Genomic DNA, 17,812 nt, shown 5'->3' on the forward strand with positions numbered 1-17,812 from the left:
CGAAATGAAAGTAGAGATTTGGTCGGACATTGGCTGCCCATTTTGTTATATCGGAAAACAGCGTTTCGAGGACGGGCTGGGGCGGTTTGCATCCAAAGATAAAGTGAATGTGGAGTACCGGAGCTTCCAGCTAGATCCTTATGCCGAGAAATACCCTGCTTACGATGTACATGACTTGTACGTTTCAAAGCATGGTGGCAGCAGAGAAGAAGCCAAGGCCATGCATAAACAATTTGCCCAACAAGCGAAGAGCGATGGAGTGGATTTTCGATTTGACCGAATAATCCCTACTAATTCGCTCGATGCGCATCGATTGATCAAGTTTGCGGGTACCTATGGCAAGAGTGCGGAAGTGTTGGAGCTTTTGTATAAAGCGTATTTCACAGATTCCAAGCATATCGGCGACGCGGACACACTGGCCGACATAGCGGCGGAAGCCGGTATGGATCGCGAGAAAACGATCAACGTGCTGGAAAGCACGCAATATGCGGATGAAGTTCGTGCAGATGGGCGCGAAGCAAGCAACCTTGGAGCTAAAGGTGTACCTTTCTTTGTCATCAACCGCAAATATACGATTTCAGGCGCAGCACAATCAAGCGAAGTATTTCTGGAGGCGCTGCAAAAAGCATGGGACGAGGAACATCCGCTGATGACGTTAGATACGACTCTAAACCAAGAATCAGGCAATGTTTGCGAGGATGGTTATTGTACGCCAAAAAACAGTTGACGGAGGCGCCATTAAAGTAATCGTAAAACAGCGGCAGTCCAGGACTTTATTTTCTCGTCCATAGCTGCCGCTGTTTCTTTTATTGGAACTCTTTGGGTTTTAATGCTTGGCGAATCAGTTGATTGAATTGACTCATATGGTGATCAAAACTGAATTGTTCGTCAGTGGCTGTACGTGCAATAAGGCCGTCAATCAGCGCATACAACCAGAGAGAAAGGGTCTCCACATCATAATCTGGATCTACTTGTTTTTCATGAATAGCACTTGTAAGCAGATTTTTGAATGATTCACGCATGATGATATCACTTTGATTGAAGACATGTCGCACACCCTTATTGCGTGAAGCTTCAGCCAAAATTTCGATCCATAATCTCTGGTCCATAGGATATACGGGATTACTGACACAACTAGTTATAATCGTCAGAATCTGTCCGAGAGGATCTTTTTCGGTTTCTTTAAATTCCATTTTGGACAAGGCATGGCGCTGTTCTTCTTCCACCAGTGCAATAATAAATGCATCTTTACTTGGAAAGTGGCGGTACAGATTCCCTGCACTCATTCCTGCTTCTTTTGCAATTTCGACAATGCCTGTTTTGTGAAATCCATTGCGTGAAAAACATCGAACAGCAGCCTCGATGAGCAAGCGTCTGCTATCGTCTTTTTGTTTCATTCGTTTCGATTTAGGCGGTTCAGAGTTATTCATTGTATTTCAAATGTACAGGGATACCTTCTTGGCTCTTATCCCTGCAACCTCCTTGTTTCGCGAAATAATGTACATCCATCATACCATGTACATTACCATAGTCTGCATTTGGATTAAAGTGTATTAAAGACTGGACGCTCTTTGTTATCAATATCTCCAAGCAGAGGTAAACGAGACAGCATGTTCGCCAAGAAATAAGAGTCCCAAGGGAAATGTTCAGTGATCCCTAGACCGACTACATCATAGGATTTGGCTACATCTTGCAAAACTCGGATAATGGTTTCCATACTTGGTCCTTGTGGGAAGCTCTTGGTGTATTCTTCGTATGTTCCCGGATAAGCAACCAGAAGAGAACGGAATTCTTTCATATCCAGTACATCCAGATCAAAATGAATAATAATCTTGGACGGTTTTTTCTCAGCTAGCCATTGGAGCACTTTAGAACTATCCTGCTTAATTTCATCGGGACCTACAATATCTAATTTCATGTTTTTCATGGGCTCTGAGTGAAGAGCATCGATCATGTCGTTCAATCCTACATATAGGATTTGTTCAGGTTTAAAAAGATGAGGAACCTCTGCAACAAATTCCTGATCACCTACACCAAGCAAATTGGCAAGAACATGAGCATGATGATTTTCAAAGTCTTCAGGGATCGAGACATCAGGGTGAGCATCTACCCATAACAGAGCAACATCTCCATCATATTTCTCATTCAAATAAGAAAAAGGAGCAAGTTCTACACTGCAATCCCCTCCAAGGACAACGATACGTTCAGGGTTATGTTTATGAATTAGACTTTTGGCTGATCTAGCTTGTTGCAATACGGTACTTTTGGCAATTATACCTTGTTCTTTTTCTACATTAGGGTTCAGATCGACGGGTACTTCTTCAAAAGGACCATTAGACTTGGGAGCAAGCCAGTTTAACAAGTGAGCTCCCAGAACGTAAGGAGGGTTGTTCCCTCCTTGCCATTGAGGGAATAACAAACGCAGTGTACGGCTTGTATCCATTTCATTCATAAGAAATTTCTCCTTTTATTTAAGTTAGTGAACGTTCATTCACTTAAAATGATACAAGATTACTTTTTATATTGCAAACCCTAAATAACAGGGAATGCCTATTTGAAATTATGCTGATTATACAATGAAAATCATGAAATTCTAAAGGAAGCTTTTTATCTTTTATTATTTTTGACACTCTTGGTCAATACTATAAAGATAACAAAAAGAAGTGTATAGCAAATGAGAAAAATTCTTTTTGATAAAGAAGGAGCAAGCCGATGGCAGTTAAGACAAAGAGTAAAGGAAAGATAGAAACACTCATATACTAAAGGCAATTTGACACTTTTTTATATTGGATAAGATAATAAGTTTGTGTAATTTATATAAGTTGAACTAAAGATTAGAAAACTAGGATCAGGAATTTCAACCCTGCTTGTCGAATAGTTAAGAAACCATATTTGGATAGGTAGGGAATGAGGATGAACAAATCATTAGAGTGGAATGAAGTCATGCAAGCGATGAAAAATACGAAAGATCGCCGCATGTATGATCGATTTTTAATTAAAATTTCATGCTTTTGAGTAAAGGAAAATAAGTAAAGACTTGATGTAAACATGATGAACTAAAACACATGAGAGAATACTTTGTTTTGTTTCCTTCCATTATCGTATATTTCATCTGGCAGCATTATTTCATCGAAGGAATTATACTAACTGATTTGATCGTTATCTAACCACAGTAGAATGTGGGAAAATGTGGGATAATCATGATTGCTTTCAGCAGCGATATACATAGGACGGGAAGTGGGAAATCCGAGTGAGACTTTTCCTAAGAATTTTAGTAACGAGGTTTTACTGATATAGAGCATCAAGTACGGGTACGCAACGAACGCGGACAATTCTCAGCACATTTTCAGTTATTTCGCAAGGAGCTGCAGAGAGGGGATATCCAGCAAGCGGATATACTCGTACTGCCCACATTAGCATGGAGATTCCCCCCCCAATGGATACGATTCCAATACCAGAACTGGCGAGGTACAGAAATCCTAGCGTGGACGGACAGGAATTAATGAAGAAAAGAAAAACCGAGGTAGTTCAGCAAACCTGGAGCTGTCATATATACGAGTGAGACAAAATGGAATCAACCCGGGCAATACCAAATCTGCGCTGCTAAGTGTCATTTCCTCCGTTGTGGCAGATGTGGGTTCCTCTCCATAGGACGTCATGTACCAGGATTCATCATCTCTCACGTCTACATGTTGCAGCTCAGCCTCATCTACCGTTGTACCCGTACCGGAACTCGTTGATACGATTGAATTCATTGGAATAGATGGATTTTAACCTGAAAAATATCGAGGGGAAATCATTTTTTTCATCACTATATTGTACAACCGGTTGTCTATAAAGTGGGATGTAAACGAATACAACAATTGAATTCATCATGTTATTATGAATCCACAGCAAGAAAGAAGTTAATCCTGCTGAGTAAAAGGAAATATAAAACAATTTGCAAGGAGGATTTTTTCAACCCTTTGGGGTTGGAAATGGATTTAAACCTAGCTTCGAAAACTAACATACCAGGAGGAATTAACATGTCAAATTCAAAAATTAAAATCGCCGTAGCTTGTGGAAGCGGAGTAGCAACTTCTACTATCGCAGCAGATGGAGTGAAAGAGGTATTAAAAGAAGCAGGAATTGAACATTACGATATCATTAAAACGAGTATGGCGGAATTACCGAATATTATTGACAACGTCGATATTGTTCTGACAACTAATAATTTTAAAACCGATGAAAAGCCATATATGAACATCATGGGATTTGTAACAGGGCTTAATGAAGAAAAATTGAAAAATCAATTGGCTGAAAAACTGCTGGATTTAAAAAATAGTTAAGGTGGTAGATCATAATGGATACTGTGCATAATATTATTAAATCTATTACTGATATGGGAGCAACAGCGATTTTACCAATAATAATCACCGTATTAGGTCTAGTTTTTCGAATGAAAATTGGAAACGCTATCAAATCCGGTCTTTTAGTTGGGGTAGGCTTCTTAGGTTTAACATTAGTTGTTGGCTTGCTCAATTCCTCCCTAAAACCGGCAGTTGATTATTATGCAAAAATCGGTTCTGGATTTACAATTGCAGATATTGGATGGCTAGCTGTAGGGGCGGCATCTTGGGTGCCTCCTTTTGCAGCATTAGCAATCCCTCTTGGTTTAATTATTAATCTAGTATTAGTTCGACTTAGATGGACAAAAACGTTAAATGTGGATATATGGAATTACATGCATTTTCTAATCCCAGGAGCTTTGGCTTACTTTCTTTTTGACAGTTTCTGGTTAGGGTTGGTAGTAACATTGGTGATGTCTGTTATTGCTCTATTCGTTGGTGATTTAATTGCTTCAAAATGGCAAGAATACTTTGGTTTAGAAGGTACAACCTGCACAACTATTATTTATTCAGCTTGGGGTTATCCGATTGCCTGGCTGGTAAATAGAATCATTGATTTCATTCCTGGTTTAAATAAATTGGAGTTTTCTCTGAGTAAAATTAATAAAAAAATAGGCGTTCTCGGGGACCCAGTTATTATTGGATTTATTGTTGGGTTAGTTTTAGGGGCAATTACTAAAAGACCTGTTACAGAGATAGTGACTATGGCCACAGGGATAGCTGGAGTTATGGTATTAATGCCTAAAGTTGTTGGAGTGATGATGGATGGGCTATCTCCAATTGGGAAATCGGCAAAAGACTTTATGATTAAACGCATGGGGAATAACTCCAATCTAAATGTGGGGATGGATATTGCGCTAGGCTTAGGCGATCCGACTACTATTACAACTACAGTCGTTTCTATTCCAATTGTTATGTTATTGGCACTCATTTTACCTGGAGTTCAGTTCTTTCCAATAGGACTGTTAATGTCTGTTACCTATATTTCTGTAATGTGTACGTTAACAAGTAAAGGAAATCTATTCCGTTCTATTGTGTCGACAGTAGTATTTTGTATTATCACATTTTATTTGGCAGGATTTGTTGCACCAGGTGCAACACAGATGCTTAACAGTGCAGGTGTCGAGTTAAAAGGTTTAGGGACAGATGTTACTTTTTCTGAGATATGGAACTTATTAATTTATTGGGCAAGCACTTTAGTTAAATAAAGACTAGAGAAGAGGAAAAATAATGAATCTGATTTTACCTTCAATATTTGCAGCAGATTTAATGAACTTAAAAAGTGAATGCGATGTTTTATATGAAGAAGGATTTCAAGTACTTCATGTAGATATGATGGACGGAAACTTCGTCCCTCATATCGCATTTGGACCAGAACAAATTAAAAATATAAAAAAACAAGTGAATATGAAATTAGATGTTCACATGATGGTATCAGCCCCAGAGCAGCATATAGCGAGTGTGTTGGACACTGGAGCAGAAATGATATCAGTTCACTATGAATCAACTCCTCATATTCGTTTTGTCATTGATCAGATTAAGCAACATGGAAGGAAAGCAGGGATCGTCATTAATCCTGGGACGGACACCTTTATATTGAAACCTTTTCTAAACATCATTGACTATGTTCTAGTTATGTCGATCAATCCAGGAAGACCTAATCAAGTTTTTATGGAAGAAACGATTGATAGAATAAGAGAACTGAAAGTAATGATAGGTCAACGAGATATTCAGATCGAAGTTGATGGTGGAGTCGATGAGAGTATAGCTAGTCAATGTATCGAAGCTGGAGCATCTTTGGTTGTCATCGGATCATATTTATTTTCGAATAACAAAGCACATGTGAAGAATTTGAAAAGTCTAGAACATGGAGAGAGAAAGGATGAGAGAAAATGAAATCATTAAAACTGTATGGTGCCAGAGACATACGTTTTGGAGGAGCGGAAAAACCTCAAATACTGGATGGAAAAGATGTCATTGTAAAAATAAAAGCATGTGGCATTTGTGGATCTGATATCTCTCGATATAAAAAATTGGGTGCAGTCACACCTGGTCAGGTATGGGGACATGAATTTGCAGGTGTTGTAGAACAAGTTGGCGATCAAGTAACAGATCTAAAAGTTGGAGACCATGTTGCTGGATGTCCAGCACTAATTGAAGAAGATGATTATTATTATCGAGCAGGTCAACCAGCTAGAGCGAATTCATTGCATGCAATAGGTGCTAAGGAACCTGGTGGATTCGCCGAATACATTAAACTCCCAGAGAAGAATTTAGTTAAAGTACCTGATGATTTGGATTTCGAATCAGCTTCTATGGTAGAACCTTCTACTGTAGTTTTACATGGGTATTATCGAACCAATCTATCGGTGGGCGACGATGTGGTCATTGTTGGAGCAGGGGGAACCATTGGGTTGTTTGCTGTTCAATGGGCAAAAATATTTGGCGCGAAAAAAGTAATTGCGGTTGATATTGATGATGAAAAACTTCAAATTGCGAAGGAATTAGGCGCCGATTATACGATAAATTCTCTGAATGAAGATGTTCTGACAAAGGTCGCTGAATATACGGATGGCATGAATGCAGATATTGTAGTTGAAGCAGCTGGAACGCCCCATACAGCAGCAACTGTGTTTGGTTACGCCAAAAAAGGCGGCGGAGTTGTGTTCCTAGGTATCCCTTATGCAGACGTTGCGATGGAAAGATTTTATTTTGAAAAAATCCTAAGAAGTGAGTTAACCGTGTGGGGATCATGGAGTTGTGTATCCGCACCATTCCCAGGTAAGGAATGGGCAACGACTGTTCACTTTATGCACAATAACAGATTAAATACTAAAAAAATGATTACACATCGTATACCGCTTGAAGAAGGTTCAGAAATGTTTGAACGATTAATGGAAAGAAAAGAACTTATCGGCAAGGTAATCATGTATCCAGAAAGCTGAAGGTGAACTTATGGACAAATTAATTAAACAAATGGAAGTCATTATGAAAGAATTAGAAAGAAGTATTTCCTTAATGAATGTTGGTGAAAGTGAACAAATTCTGCAAGTCTTGTATAATACAAAGCGGATTTTCCTTGCTGGTTCAGGGAGATCAGGTTTAGCGATCCGTGCTTTCGCTAATCGACTGTTGCACTTAGGTAAAACGGTTTATATTGTTGGTGATATTACTACTCCAAGCATTCAAGCAGAGGATATTTTATTTATTGGTTCTGGTTCAGGAGAAACCGCTGGTCTAATAGTAAATGCAAAAAAAGCAAAGCAATCAGGAGCAAAGGTAATTCTTAATACAACGAATTCGCAGTTCGACTTTGGGGAAACTAGCTGATTACATGCTTTTAATTAATGTTGACAATAAAGAAACGGATACTGATTTAATGGAATCTTCTATTCAACCCATGGGATCGGCATTTGAGCAATTAAGTCTTCTCTTGTATGATGCGATTGTTTTGGAATGGGTAGCTAATTTTAATGAAACCTATGATGACATGAAATTAAGACATGCTAATTTGGAATAAACGTTTGATTTGGAGGCAGAACAAAATTTCGATTCTTCACAGAGCGCCTCCAAGAGCAAAGATTAAATTGAGTAATTTGAATATGACCTAAACTTGAAGCCTCTTATATAATCCTCTGGAGCTGTCAATATTATTATTAACAAGGAAGGAGGAGAGAGAGCCATGCAGCTTGATGATAGAAGCAGCAGCTTGCTGCAAGAATTGTTATCAAATCCAAGTGTGAAGAGTAAGAACTTGGAACATAAGTATGGTTTAAGCCGTAGGCAAATCAGTTACAGCCTTGAAAAAATCAATGACTGGTTAGAGGGCCAACGCCTACCAAAAATTGAACGGAATAAACAGGGTGTTTTTATTGTTGATGCTACTCTCTTCTCTGCTGTGCCTAATGAAGTAAACAAGCCTTCGACAAAAAAGTATACTTTTTCTGAAGCAGAGCGAGTGGAACTTATTATTCTGATCCTACTGAGTCGTAGTGAAGAATTATCTTTATTTCATTTTACCAGTTCCATTTATGTAAGCAAGAATACCATACTAAATGATCTAAAAGCAGCACAAGAATTAGTCGAACCTTATGATCTTAGTATCCGTTATTCTCGGTTATCTGGTTACTCAATTGAGGGTGTTGAATTTCAAAAAGAAAGTTATTGATTGATGTCGTTAACAAAATTCATCACATGTACAATGGGGAAAAATGGGTTCAACAGTTAGCAGAGATCACTGAAAAAGAAGTGCAACAGATTCATGAACGTCTTGAAAAGATTGAAAGCCATCTGAGCTTGAAATTTACAGACGATAAGATGAAAACTTTGCCGCATATCCTACTGATCTTGCTGCGAAGAATCAAACTTGGGAAAACAATAAATTCCTTTCATATTAGCTATGAAGAATTATCGGATACCAAGGAGTACCAAGCGGTTCAAGAACTACTATCGGATTTGGAGCATATACCGACCGAGGAAAGATTATTCATAACATTGCAAATTCTTACGACGAATGTTTCCTCATCTGAGCTCCTTGGGGAAGATATCGTATCAGATTTAAATCAGGCATTGAAAAAGATGCTGGAGCGATTCGAGAAAATGTCCTGCATCCTCTTACAAGACAAAAAGCAGTTGTTGCATATGATCATGCTGCATATAAAACCTGCATATTATCGCATTAAATATAAACTTACTATTACTAATCCACTACAAGAAACAATTAACAGTGAATTCATAGAACTGCACCACCTTGTAAAAAAGTCAGCAAAACCTTTAGCTGATTACATTGGCTGTGATATTCCAGATAGTGAATGCACTTATTTAACGATGCTGATAGGCGGTTGGTTAACAAAGCAAGGAGACAGCATTCTGAGTAAAACAAAAGCAGTAGTGGTTTGCGCTAACGGAGTATCCGTTTCTAAGCTTTTACTCATTACCTTGAATGATTTATTTCCTGAATTCATTTTTCTGGATTCCTTATCTGTGAGAGAATTCAAGATGTATGATTTGGAATATGACATTGTTTTTTCTTCCGTATATCTGCAAACGAACAAACGACTATTTATAGTCAAGCCAATATTACAAAAGGAAGAAAAAATCTCTCTACGAAAACAAGTGATGGAATTATTGCATGGATTCACTCCATCTGAATTAAGTTTGAAAAATATTCTAGAGATCGTTGAGAAATATGCAACCGTTCAGAACAGGCAACTTCTTGCAAAGGAATTACAACAATACTTTACAAGCCATCACTCGTTGTCTTTCAAAACACAACCCGAATTACAAAAGACAAATTTGCATGACCTGATAACGCCGGAGAATATTACATTGCTTCCTTCAGTATCATCTTGGGAAGAGGCTATACGATTAGGGGCGCTACCGCTGCTGCTTCAAGGGAGTATCCAACCTTCTTATGTAGAAGCTATGATCCAACATTACGATGTGGAAGATCCGTATATCATTATTAGCCCAAATGTGGCAATTCCTCATGATAGTCCCGAAAGTGGCGTAAACGAAGTAGCTATGAGCTTGCTCCGTTTAGAGCAAGGCGTTGAATTTGCAAGAAATAGGCCGATAAACATCGTTATTATTATAGCCGCTGTCGATAAACAACAGCACTTAAGGGCATTGGTTCAGTTAATGAAACTTGTTGAAAGTAAAGACGATTGTGAAGCTATCATTCAAGCCCAAAGTGCAATGGATATCCATAGTATCATCAAAAAATATGGTACGGATTAATAAAAAGATATCTATGTTTTCCGATTTTTATAAAAGGGAGTAATTATTATGAGCGCAAAAACGATAAATGGACTCGTGTTTGATCAGGATTTAATTCAACTGCACGCACGTTACGATTCGAGGGAAGAGCTTATCAAAAGCTTTGGAAAAATGATAGAAGAGAAAAATTATGCCAAAAAAGGATATACAGAATCATTGCTTCAACGTGAAATCGAATATCCGACCGGAATCAACATGGGGACAATTGGTATAGCAATTCCACATACAAATAAAGAATTCGTTAACGAAACTGCTATTGCCGTTGCAGTTTTAGATAATAGCATAGAGTTCGAGGATATGGGGGGATCAGATGAAACTGTCAACGCAGAAATCGTGATGGTACTTGTAGTGAAAAATCCTAAGATGCACATCTCATTTTTAAAGAACTTAACAAGTTTGTTTCAAGAAGAAAAATTCGTTAAACGTTTTCAAAATGCAACTAATCCTGACGAGATCGAGGAAATACTCTTGAAGTTGCTTTAATAGAGACACATAAAATAATGTTGTAAAATTAATTAAATTTGTTGATGGGACCGGATATGAAATTGCAACATGTAACAATGATGGAAAACTGGATTTACAGCCAAATAGTTTGAACAATAAATTAGTTATTGACACAAAAGATAAACTTATAAAGAAGGATACTTTGGGCTCAATGTATGGGATACAACGGCTTTTTTTAATTATTTGGTCCATTTTCAGAGACAGAATACTTAATCCTGTTTGGTTCAATGTACATCGACACAAAGTTTCCAATCAAAACTACCTTTATAAAATCCAAGCTTAAGCAGGAAATTTGCAGAGGCGGTTATGATTGAAGACGATACCTTCTATATATGGGGTGAAGAATACATTATAAGCAAAATATCAAGTGGGAAAGGCATAAAGTTGGAAGAGCAATTTTTGTTTGTATTTAATCGAATTGAACAAACCAAACATACCTTAATGATGGGGGCATTATCAATGAATAAGGATGAGGAGAAATTACTGCAATATTATCTGGAACTCAAAGGTCCGAATGCGAGGGATGGAACTCCTCTTCACAGTGCATTCACACACAGTTGGTGACAAGAGATTACGATTCGATATTTTTATGAAATCCAAGTATGTAATGTGGGTATCGGAACTGGAGATTGGGACGATTACCTTGGATATTGGCTTAAGGGAAGAGGCATTTTAACAAAAGACCATGACGATAAAACTCCGTGCAGTGCATGAATAAACAACAAGCACTGCACGGAGTTATTGTTCTGAGGTGGGTGTCAGCTCACTTTATAAATTAGGTTTTTAAAAAATTCCGCACTTTCTCATCCTATCTATTTAAGGTATTAACGTTATCTCAACTTGGTGCAGCAGCCCGTCATCAAATAACGGCAGTATGTTACCAGAAATCAAGCGACCATCTACATGGATTTCTACATTTCCTTTGGATAGATGGGAAGGGTTATTAATGGAAATCTGATATTGATTGCCGCGGAATTCGCGGTACACTTCAGCTGAATCCCATTCCGGAGGGAAACAAGGATCTATTCGCAATCCAGCGTAATCCCGCTTAATACCCAGTATGCCTTCGTACAGGCTCATGAGTCCCCAGGCAGAAGTTCCGGTTGTCCAGGATTGATAGGATTTTCCGTAAAACTTAGGATGTATGGAATAACAATTGGTAAAGACATACGGCTCTGCCCCAGATCGAGTGGAAGGGTTTGCTTCACTGTCAGGGATGATTTTCTTCAACGTACGAATCGCTGATTCTCCACGTCCCACCTTACAATCTGCAATTATCTTGAAGCCTGTGGCATGACAGTAAACCCCACCATTCTCAAATAACCCCGGTAGCATACCAGACATTCTCCCAACATTAGGGGAGTATTCCGGATAAGGAGGCATGTTGATTGGGAAACCAAATTCATGCTCCATACTGTCAATCGACTCCAACACTTTTGGAAGCTTTTCCTCATTCGGAATGTCCGCAAGAATAGCCCATGATTGGGCATTGATATAAATTTTGCTGCCTTCACTGTCTTTGGAACCGATATTTTCTATTTTGCTCAGCGCACGCATATACCAGTTTCCATCCCAGGCTGACTCATTAATCGCCCGACGGAGCAGATCGTACTGTTCTGTTAAGTAACTGGCATAGTCACTATCTCCGACAATTTGCATCAGTTGGCTCAATTCTCGCAGGCCGTAGCAGAACTGCTCTGAGAGCATGACTGACTCTGCTTCAGGGTCAGTTGTAATATTCAGAGCATCATTCCAATCTGCAAACATGATACGTACCAAGCCATTTGTCCCTTTATCCTCAATCAAGCGATTGACAGCTGCCTTCATATGCTCAAGTATCGTTCCAGAGCCACCATCCTGATATTCGATCTCTAGATCAAGGAGCGAATAATCTCCAGTTTCCTTAATCAGCTCAATTACCGCCCATATAATCCAGAAGGGTTGGTCCGAGTAGCGAGTGTCGTCATAGGGGAACCAAGTAAGTACGGCATGACCTTCCTTGAACTGATGTCTCAAGCATTCGATAATTTCTTCTTTGGCCCGATCCTGTCGATAATTCAGCAGAGCAACAGCTATTTGAAGATTATCCCGAACTCCTTTCTTGCCGACTATGCAAAAATCAATCTGCTTCTTTACCCATTCGTTCATAATGATGTTGAGCTTATCATCAGGTGTATTTACACTTAAGCTTTTATACTTGGATTTATAATGTACCTGGGTCTCAAGCAATGATTCCTCGAGTCGGTTCTTATCGAAATATTTGTCCGCAGTCTGAACAGCTTCCTTCAGGGTCTCACTGACTCCCATAACAAAATAGAGCTCTTTCTCCTCACCAGGTGCCAAAGATAGTTTATTCTGCAGCACGCCTCCCAAATTGGAAAGTGTAGTTGTGGAATTTGTACAGTCCCGGCCTTTGATAACAACATCAGGCCGCTGGAATAAGGGAGCAGGTATGGAGTCGAGCTTGGTGATGGATCCCAATGGACCCAAAAATTCTCCAAGGTCACCATCGTAGGCATGTACGGTTTCTGAACAGGAGATATAGCCGTTATAACGGGCATGGGGTGCAAAAGGATGCTTGGACTGACAGTAAACACCGTTGAGATCGGAATCAAACATTGTTTCGCAGCTTCTATACATTTCATAATAGCGGGGGTATTTAAAACCTTCGAGCTCAAAGCTCACTGCAGAAAAAAGACTGATATTTTTCACGCGATTTGTGGAGTTTTTGACTTTTACCACCCATACCTCATTATAGCCCTGATGCGGTACAAACAGTTTCCAGGAAGCGTGAATACCATTCTTCTGGGACTGAACAACAGAATAGCCAATACTGTGTTCACAAGTAAAGTCATCTATAGCCTCATTGAGTGGCCCTTCACCGATGTTCCAGTATGTGTTCGTGTCATCATCTCTCAGATAAATATATTTTGCATCCTGGTTATTAATCATACACATATCTGCTTTGGTGTTAATGTAATAGCTGCGGCCGTGTCCAATTTGAGATACCTGTGTACAATATCCTTGTTCACTCCACAAATAATTGTACCAGTACCGAGGGGGCCTAGGGTCTGTGATAACGCATGAGTTTCCGTGATCTTTGAAATAATGAATTTTGCCTGTTTTCATTATTAATCCCTCCATTATAAATTAATGTCCTTTATGAGATGAGTTCTAGCCGTCACCTGCTGAAAATGCAACGTTCATCTTCATGTCCATTTTTTACAGAATAATATTAACTTCATTTGTTAGGAGATGATACCAGTCAATCTTTCGATTTTGTAGGAGAATCTTCTTTGCCCTTTCTTCATTTTAGGTGCTGCTTGCTTAATGAAAGAATAACTTGAAGTATAAGGAATACCACAATCACAAACTTTCAAAGAAAATCACAAGTTTCTCTGGTAGGTCTGGGGAAGGGAATGCTCTATGATATAGGAGGGGGAATTCATACCAGTGGATTCTTAATTGAATATTATTTATTATGAAACCGTTATCAATACATGTTAATGAACTGCCTCCTGCAGTTTATTATGTAGCTTAAAGTCACCATCCTGTACAATTACTGTATATTGAAGATTAATCGCAGTCCGATTAAACGGTCTGCTTTTGTTGTTTTCAAGAAGATCCCAGCACTAAACATCTCAAAGGGGGAGCATCATGAAATTGCTGATCGTAGATGATGAAGAGAGAACCAGAGAAATGCTTCGCAAGCATATTGCTTGGGAGGAAATAGGTATTCATGAGGTTGAAACAGCACGTAATGGTATAATTGCCCTGGAACTTTGCCGGAGCTTTCGCCCCGATGTTGTGCTCTGTGATATCCGGATGCCGAAGATGGACGGTATAGAATTTGCACAACGACTACGTGAAAGCGAAGTTTCATGCAAGCTGTTGTTTCTGAGCGGATTCTCAGACAAAGAATATCTGATGTCAGCGATCCGGTTGAACGCTTTGGACTATATCGAGAAGCCGATCAATCCGGATCAGGTCCGAAAGGCCGTTCAAGCTGCAGTGGAGTCCAGAAAGCATGATGAGAAGAAACGTATGGAGGAACGCCAACTGCAGGATGCCTATGATGAAGGTCTGCCTTACCTGAGACAAGAGATGATCCGCAAGCTGATCTCGCTTCCCGGTTCTCCCAATGTGACAAAAGCTCTAGAGAGCAGGGAAACTTTTCTTCTGCCTTTAGAAGGACCCTTCACCGTAATCGCATCTTCCTTGTACTGGTATCCGACGCAATACCTGGAGAATCCGAAGGTTGTGCAGGAAGAAGTGCTTCAGAAGATAAATATGAGCAGCAGACTGGCTTCACTACAGGGCATTTGTGGTTTTGATTACCATCAGTTTTTGATCTTCATTCTGCCGGGAGCCTTCGGCAGCAGCTACCGGGAACATCGCAACGTGCTGGAAGAACTGTATTCGGAGTTAGCTAAGACCATAGGAGATGATATCCGTTTTCGCATGGGGGTCGGTGAGCCAGTGGTAGAAAGGATGCAGATTCCTGATTCGTACAGATCTGCCGTGGATGCGTGCAATCTGCATTATTACAGCGAAGGTAGCCAATTGATCTTTGCTGGTGCCATTGGCGGTAACCGGGAGCTTGCTACAGATTGGAACATGGTTCGTAGTCTGCGCGGACTGCTAAAGCAGGGCGAACTGGAGGATGCTCGCAGTCTTATTGTGAATTGGACGGAAGAGGCCAGGGCAGCACGCGATCTGGATATTTCCCGGCTCAAGAATTCCTATTTCCAGTTTTTGTTTGTGATTCTGGATGTAGCGGTACAGCTTGGATTCACAGATACGGATGAAGACACGGAGAGACGCTATATCTTGAAGGAGATTGACCGTATTCAAGATTTGGCAAGTATAGAGAAATATATTCTTTCCTTTCTTGACTTGTTTCAGATTTCGCAGGATCCAAGCGGAATAACACCCAAGATGAGGGATATTATTCATTATATTCACAAAAACTATCGAGAAAAGGGGTTCACAATTCTAGACATTGCGAATCATGTGTCGCTGAGTGAGGCCTATCTCTGTTCCCTGTTTAAGAAGCAAAGTGGAGGCACGATTAAGGAATATATTTCTTCGCTGCGAGTGGAAAAGGCCAAGGAGCTGCTGCTAGACAAGGAACTGAAACTGTACGAGGTTGCGGATCGGACAGGCTTCACGGACGCCAATTACTTCACTACCTTTTTCAAAAAATATGCGGGCTGTACGCCTTCGGAGTATCGGGAGAAGATGGCCAAATGAGATTAAAACCCCCAAAACCGTTCGCTGATTTCAGCATCCGCCACAAGCTGTTTGCTTCCTATATGATGGTAATAATTATTCCCTTTGTCGTGCTGCTTTTTCTGCATTTACATCTAACCGCTAATGAAAATGAGAAGCAGGCATTGTATACGGCCCAAAAGATGCTGGAGGAAACGAAATCCTACTTGCAGTACCGTGCAGAAACAGTCAGAGAGGTACTGAACTTTATTGCCTTCAATGATACAGTGCAGACGATGGTAGCAGAAGACCCAAGTAGATATGAAGATGTCAATCTTTGGGGAACCGACGCTAATAGACTGGCCAGGGTACTGGGGAAATTTCGTTACAATTCAGATATTGAAACCGTTCAACTCTACATGAAGAAGGGGCTTGCTTCAGCTACAGAAAATTTCGACTATTTAAACATGGGCAAGGTAGAGCAGAGCCACTGGTTCAAGGAGTTTATCGCATCCCATTCTGTTCTCACCTGGCTACCCTCTTCCGCCTTTGGAGAGAAAGAAGAGGGCGACGAGGTATCGGTTCTGCGCCTCATTCCAAATGTTCACAATATACAGGAGAACGATGGTATTGTTCGCGCCCAGATCTCCCAGAGCACATTGCGCTCCGTGCTGGACCATGCCATTGCTACTCCATATACCTCTGTGGTCTTGTTCAATGACCGCGGAGATATTCTCAGCACTGCAGGCAGATTTCAACATACCTCCAGAGAGTTTCTAGATATGTTGTCACAGGCTTCAACTGGTAGAGAGCAGGATAACTACTGGGCGGATCATTTGGAGTTCAATGGAAAACGAATTCTGCTCGGACTGCAGGCTATCCCTGACACAGATATGAATATAGCGATGATTGTACCCTACTCCGACATTCAGAAATCCAGCAATAAGATGCGTAACCGGCTGATCCTTATTTTTTCACTTATCATCCCGCTCACCTTCATTCTGTCCTATATCGTTGCCGGTTCCGCAACCAAACGTCTGCGTCAGCTCATTCGGCATGTGCGTAAGGTGAAAGACGGAAATTTTCAAATCTCCCCTCTTCCGAGTAACCAGGATGAAATCGGTGAACTGACCACGAACTTTAATGTGATGGTAGAGAATATATCAAGGTTAATTGAGGAGACGTATACTCTTGGGCGGGAAGTGAAAAACAAGGAACTAAAGGCGTTGCAGGCTCAAATCAACCCGCATTTTCTGTACAACACGCTGGATCTGATCAATATTATGGCTATTGAATCCGGTAATGGGGAAATATCCAAAGTAGTAGGTCAGTTGGCGTTATTCTACCGCTTGAGCTTGTCGAACGGGAGTGAGATTGTCACCCTGGAGAGTGAACTGCGGCATATTGAATCCTATGTGTCAATTCAGAATATGCGTTTCAGCAATGTGATTACATTAATCCTCGAAGTATCGCCAATTCTGCTGAGCTGCGAGGTGCCGAAAATTATGCTGCAACCCCTGATTGAGAACGCGATTCTGCATGGCATTATGGAGAAGGAAGTGGAGACGGGGATAATTCATGTATCTGCTATGGAGGAAAAGGGTGATCTGGTCGTGGATATTAGCGATGACGGTATCGGCATGGAGGAAGAGGTGTTGTCGACTTTACTGACTAAGGCCATAAGCAAACGGACGGGCGGCTTCGGCATCCGGAATATTCAAGAGCGGTTACAGCTGAATTATGGACTGAAGTATGGATTGTCTTTTACAAGTCGCCCAGGTGAAGGGACCAGTGTCCGGATACGTCTTCCCAAATCAGTAAAAATGTAAGCGTTATCACAAACTTTCAAAGAAGAACGAAACTTTGCCCCGTAGGTATAGGCTTTAAAGCCAATTACAATAAATGAGGAGAAAGAGAAAAGATACTGAAGG

At 40.3% G+C, this 17,812-nt stretch carries 16 protein-coding genes; 13 read left to right on the forward strand and 3 right to left on the reverse strand.

Annotation, left to right across the window (positions count from 1 at the left end; genetic code table 11):
• Positions 1-4 precede the first annotated feature (4 nt).
• The gene (locus QMK20_RS07925) at positions 5-727 is read left to right on the forward strand and encodes a DsbA family oxidoreductase (protein WP_044647961.1); all 723 of its coding nucleotides are present in this window, start codon (positions 5-7) and stop codon (positions 725-727) included.
• Positions 728-806: 79 nt separating this feature from the next.
• On the opposite strand, the gene QMK20_RS07930 is transcribed toward QMK20_RS07925, so the two are convergent.
• Both QMK20_RS07930 and QMK20_RS07935 read right to left on the reverse strand, forming a co-directional pair.
• Entirely contained in the window at positions 807-1,397 is a 591-nt protein-coding gene (locus QMK20_RS07930) for a TetR/AcrR family transcriptional regulator (protein ID WP_283655288.1), read from the reverse strand.
• 146 nt (positions 1,398-1,543) lie between these two features.
• Positions 1,544-2,452 (reverse strand): arginase family protein, encoded by a 909-nt coding sequence (locus QMK20_RS07935; RefSeq protein WP_283655289.1) that lies wholly within the window; start codon positions 2,450-2,452, stop codon positions 1,544-1,546.
• A gap of 1,573 nt (positions 2,453-4,025) precedes the next feature.
• Here QMK20_RS07935 and QMK20_RS07940 point away from each other — a divergent pair.
• The 10 genes from QMK20_RS07940 to QMK20_RS07980 all read left to right on the forward strand — a co-directional run bounded on the left by QMK20_RS07940 (position 4,026) and on the right by QMK20_RS07980 (position 11,234).
• The gene (locus QMK20_RS07940; RefSeq protein ID WP_049828419.1) at positions 4,026-4,328 is read left to right on the forward strand and encodes a PTS sugar transporter subunit IIB; all 303 of its coding nucleotides are present in this window, start codon (positions 4,026-4,028) and stop codon (positions 4,326-4,328) included.
• 14 nt (positions 4,329-4,342) lie between these two features.
• Positions 4,343-5,596: a PTS transporter subunit IIC gene (locus tag QMK20_RS07945; protein ID WP_283655290.1), complete on the forward strand. Its 1,254-nt coding sequence runs from the start codon at positions 4,343-4,345 to the stop codon at positions 5,594-5,596.
• A 22-nt stretch (positions 5,597-5,618) separates the two neighbouring features.
• Positions 5,619-6,284, forward strand: coding sequence for a ribulose-phosphate 3-epimerase (gene rpe / locus QMK20_RS07950; protein WP_023988789.1), 666 nt, complete (start codon positions 5,619-5,621; stop codon positions 6,282-6,284).
• Complete coding sequence (locus QMK20_RS07955) at positions 6,281-7,333, forward strand: galactitol-1-phosphate 5-dehydrogenase (protein WP_023988788.1); 1,053 nt, start codon at positions 6,281-6,283, stop codon at positions 7,331-7,333. The genes rpe and QMK20_RS07955 overlap by 4 nt, the downstream gene beginning before the upstream one ends.
• Before the next feature lie 10 nt (positions 7,334-7,343).
• A complete protein-coding gene (locus tag QMK20_RS07960; RefSeq protein ID WP_283655291.1) occupies positions 7,344-7,718 on the forward strand; it encodes an SIS domain-containing protein in 375 nt (124 codons plus the stop codon).
• Between the two features lie 4 nt (positions 7,719-7,722).
• A complete protein-coding gene (locus QMK20_RS07965) occupies positions 7,723-7,908 on the forward strand; it encodes a phosphoheptose isomerase family protein (protein WP_283655292.1) in 186 nt (61 codons plus the stop codon).
• A gap of 162 nt (positions 7,909-8,070) precedes the next feature.
• A complete protein-coding gene (locus QMK20_RS27340; protein WP_349362250.1) occupies positions 8,071-8,556 on the forward strand; it encodes a helix-turn-helix domain-containing protein in 486 nt (161 codons plus the stop codon).
• Positions 8,553-10,127 (forward strand): BglG family transcription antiterminator, encoded by a 1,575-nt coding sequence (locus tag QMK20_RS07970; RefSeq protein ID WP_349361929.1) that lies wholly within the window; start codon positions 8,553-8,555, stop codon positions 10,125-10,127. The genes QMK20_RS27340 and QMK20_RS07970 overlap by 4 nt, the downstream gene beginning before the upstream one ends.
• A 48-nt stretch (positions 10,128-10,175) precedes the next feature.
• On the forward strand, positions 10,176-10,649 hold the full coding sequence (locus tag QMK20_RS07975) for a PTS sugar transporter subunit IIA (protein WP_044647955.1): 474 nt from the start codon (positions 10,176-10,178) through the stop codon (positions 10,647-10,649).
• A 327-nt stretch (positions 10,650-10,976) separates the two neighbouring features.
• Positions 10,977-11,234: a hypothetical protein gene (locus tag QMK20_RS07980; protein WP_283655293.1), complete on the forward strand. Its 258-nt coding sequence runs from the start codon at positions 10,977-10,979 to the stop codon at positions 11,232-11,234.
• Positions 11,235-11,486: 252 nt separating this feature from the next.
• On the opposite strand, the gene QMK20_RS07985 is transcribed toward QMK20_RS07980, so the two are convergent.
• Positions 11,487-13,814 (reverse strand): GH36-type glycosyl hydrolase domain-containing protein, encoded by a 2,328-nt coding sequence (locus QMK20_RS07985; RefSeq protein WP_349362251.1) that lies wholly within the window; start codon positions 13,812-13,814, stop codon positions 11,487-11,489.
• A gap of 513 nt (positions 13,815-14,327) precedes the next feature.
• Between QMK20_RS07985 and QMK20_RS07990 the strand changes: the two genes are divergently transcribed.
• The gene (locus QMK20_RS07990) at positions 14,328-15,923 is read left to right on the forward strand and encodes a response regulator transcription factor (RefSeq protein WP_283655295.1); all 1,596 of its coding nucleotides are present in this window, start codon (positions 14,328-14,330) and stop codon (positions 15,921-15,923) included.
• The gene (locus QMK20_RS07995; protein WP_283655296.1) at positions 15,920-17,710 is read left to right on the forward strand and encodes a sensor histidine kinase; all 1,791 of its coding nucleotides are present in this window, start codon (positions 15,920-15,922) and stop codon (positions 17,708-17,710) included. Before QMK20_RS07990 ends, QMK20_RS07995 begins: the two co-directional genes overlap by 4 nt.
• The last annotated feature ends 102 nt before the right edge of the window (positions 17,711-17,812 follow it).

The organism is Paenibacillus sp. RC334 (genome assembly GCF_030034735.1).
GTDB lineage: Bacteria > Bacillota > Bacilli > Paenibacillales > Paenibacillaceae > Paenibacillus > Paenibacillus terrae_A.

Bases quoted from the DNA above. Each gene is read 5' to 3' on its own strand.
- QMK20_RS07925 (WP_044647961.1), top strand. From the start codon at position 5: ATGAAAGTAGAGATTTGGTCGGACATTGGCTGCCCATTTTGTTATATC.
- QMK20_RS07930 (WP_283655288.1), bottom strand. From the start codon at position 1,397: ATGAAACAAAAAGACGATAGCAGACGCTTGCTCATCGAGGCTGCTGTT.
- QMK20_RS07935 (WP_283655289.1), bottom strand. From the start codon at position 2,452: ATGAATGAAATGGATACAAGCCGTACACTGCGTTTGTTATTCCCTCAA.
- QMK20_RS07940 (WP_049828419.1), top strand. From the start codon at position 4,026: ATGTCAAATTCAAAAATTAAAATCGCCGTAGCTTGTGGAAGCGGAGTA.
- QMK20_RS07945 (WP_283655290.1), top strand. From the start codon at position 4,343: ATGGATACTGTGCATAATATTATTAAATCTATTACTGATATGGGAGCA.
- rpe (WP_023988789.1), top strand. From the start codon at position 5,619: ATGAATCTGATTTTACCTTCAATATTTGCAGCAGATTTAATGAACTTA.
- QMK20_RS07955 (WP_023988788.1), top strand. From the start codon at position 6,281: ATGAAATCATTAAAACTGTATGGTGCCAGAGACATACGTTTTGGAGGA.
- QMK20_RS07960 (WP_283655291.1), top strand. From the start codon at position 7,344: ATGGACAAATTAATTAAACAAATGGAAGTCATTATGAAAGAATTAGAA.
- QMK20_RS07965 (WP_283655292.1), top strand. From the start codon at position 7,723: ATGCTTTTAATTAATGTTGACAATAAAGAAACGGATACTGATTTAATG.
- QMK20_RS27340 (WP_349362250.1), top strand. From the start codon at position 8,071: ATGCAGCTTGATGATAGAAGCAGCAGCTTGCTGCAAGAATTGTTATCA.
- QMK20_RS07975 (WP_044647955.1), top strand. From the start codon at position 10,176: ATGAGCGCAAAAACGATAAATGGACTCGTGTTTGATCAGGATTTAATT.
- QMK20_RS07980 (WP_283655293.1), top strand. From the start codon at position 10,977: ATGATTGAAGACGATACCTTCTATATATGGGGTGAAGAATACATTATA.
- QMK20_RS07985 (WP_349362251.1), bottom strand. From the start codon at position 13,814: ATGGAGGGATTAATAATGAAAACAGGCAAAATTCATTATTTCAAAGAT.
- QMK20_RS07990 (WP_283655295.1), top strand. From the start codon at position 14,328: ATGAAATTGCTGATCGTAGATGATGAAGAGAGAACCAGAGAAATGCTT.
- QMK20_RS07995 (WP_283655296.1), top strand. From the start codon at position 15,920: ATGAGATTAAAACCCCCAAAACCGTTCGCTGATTTCAGCATCCGCCAC.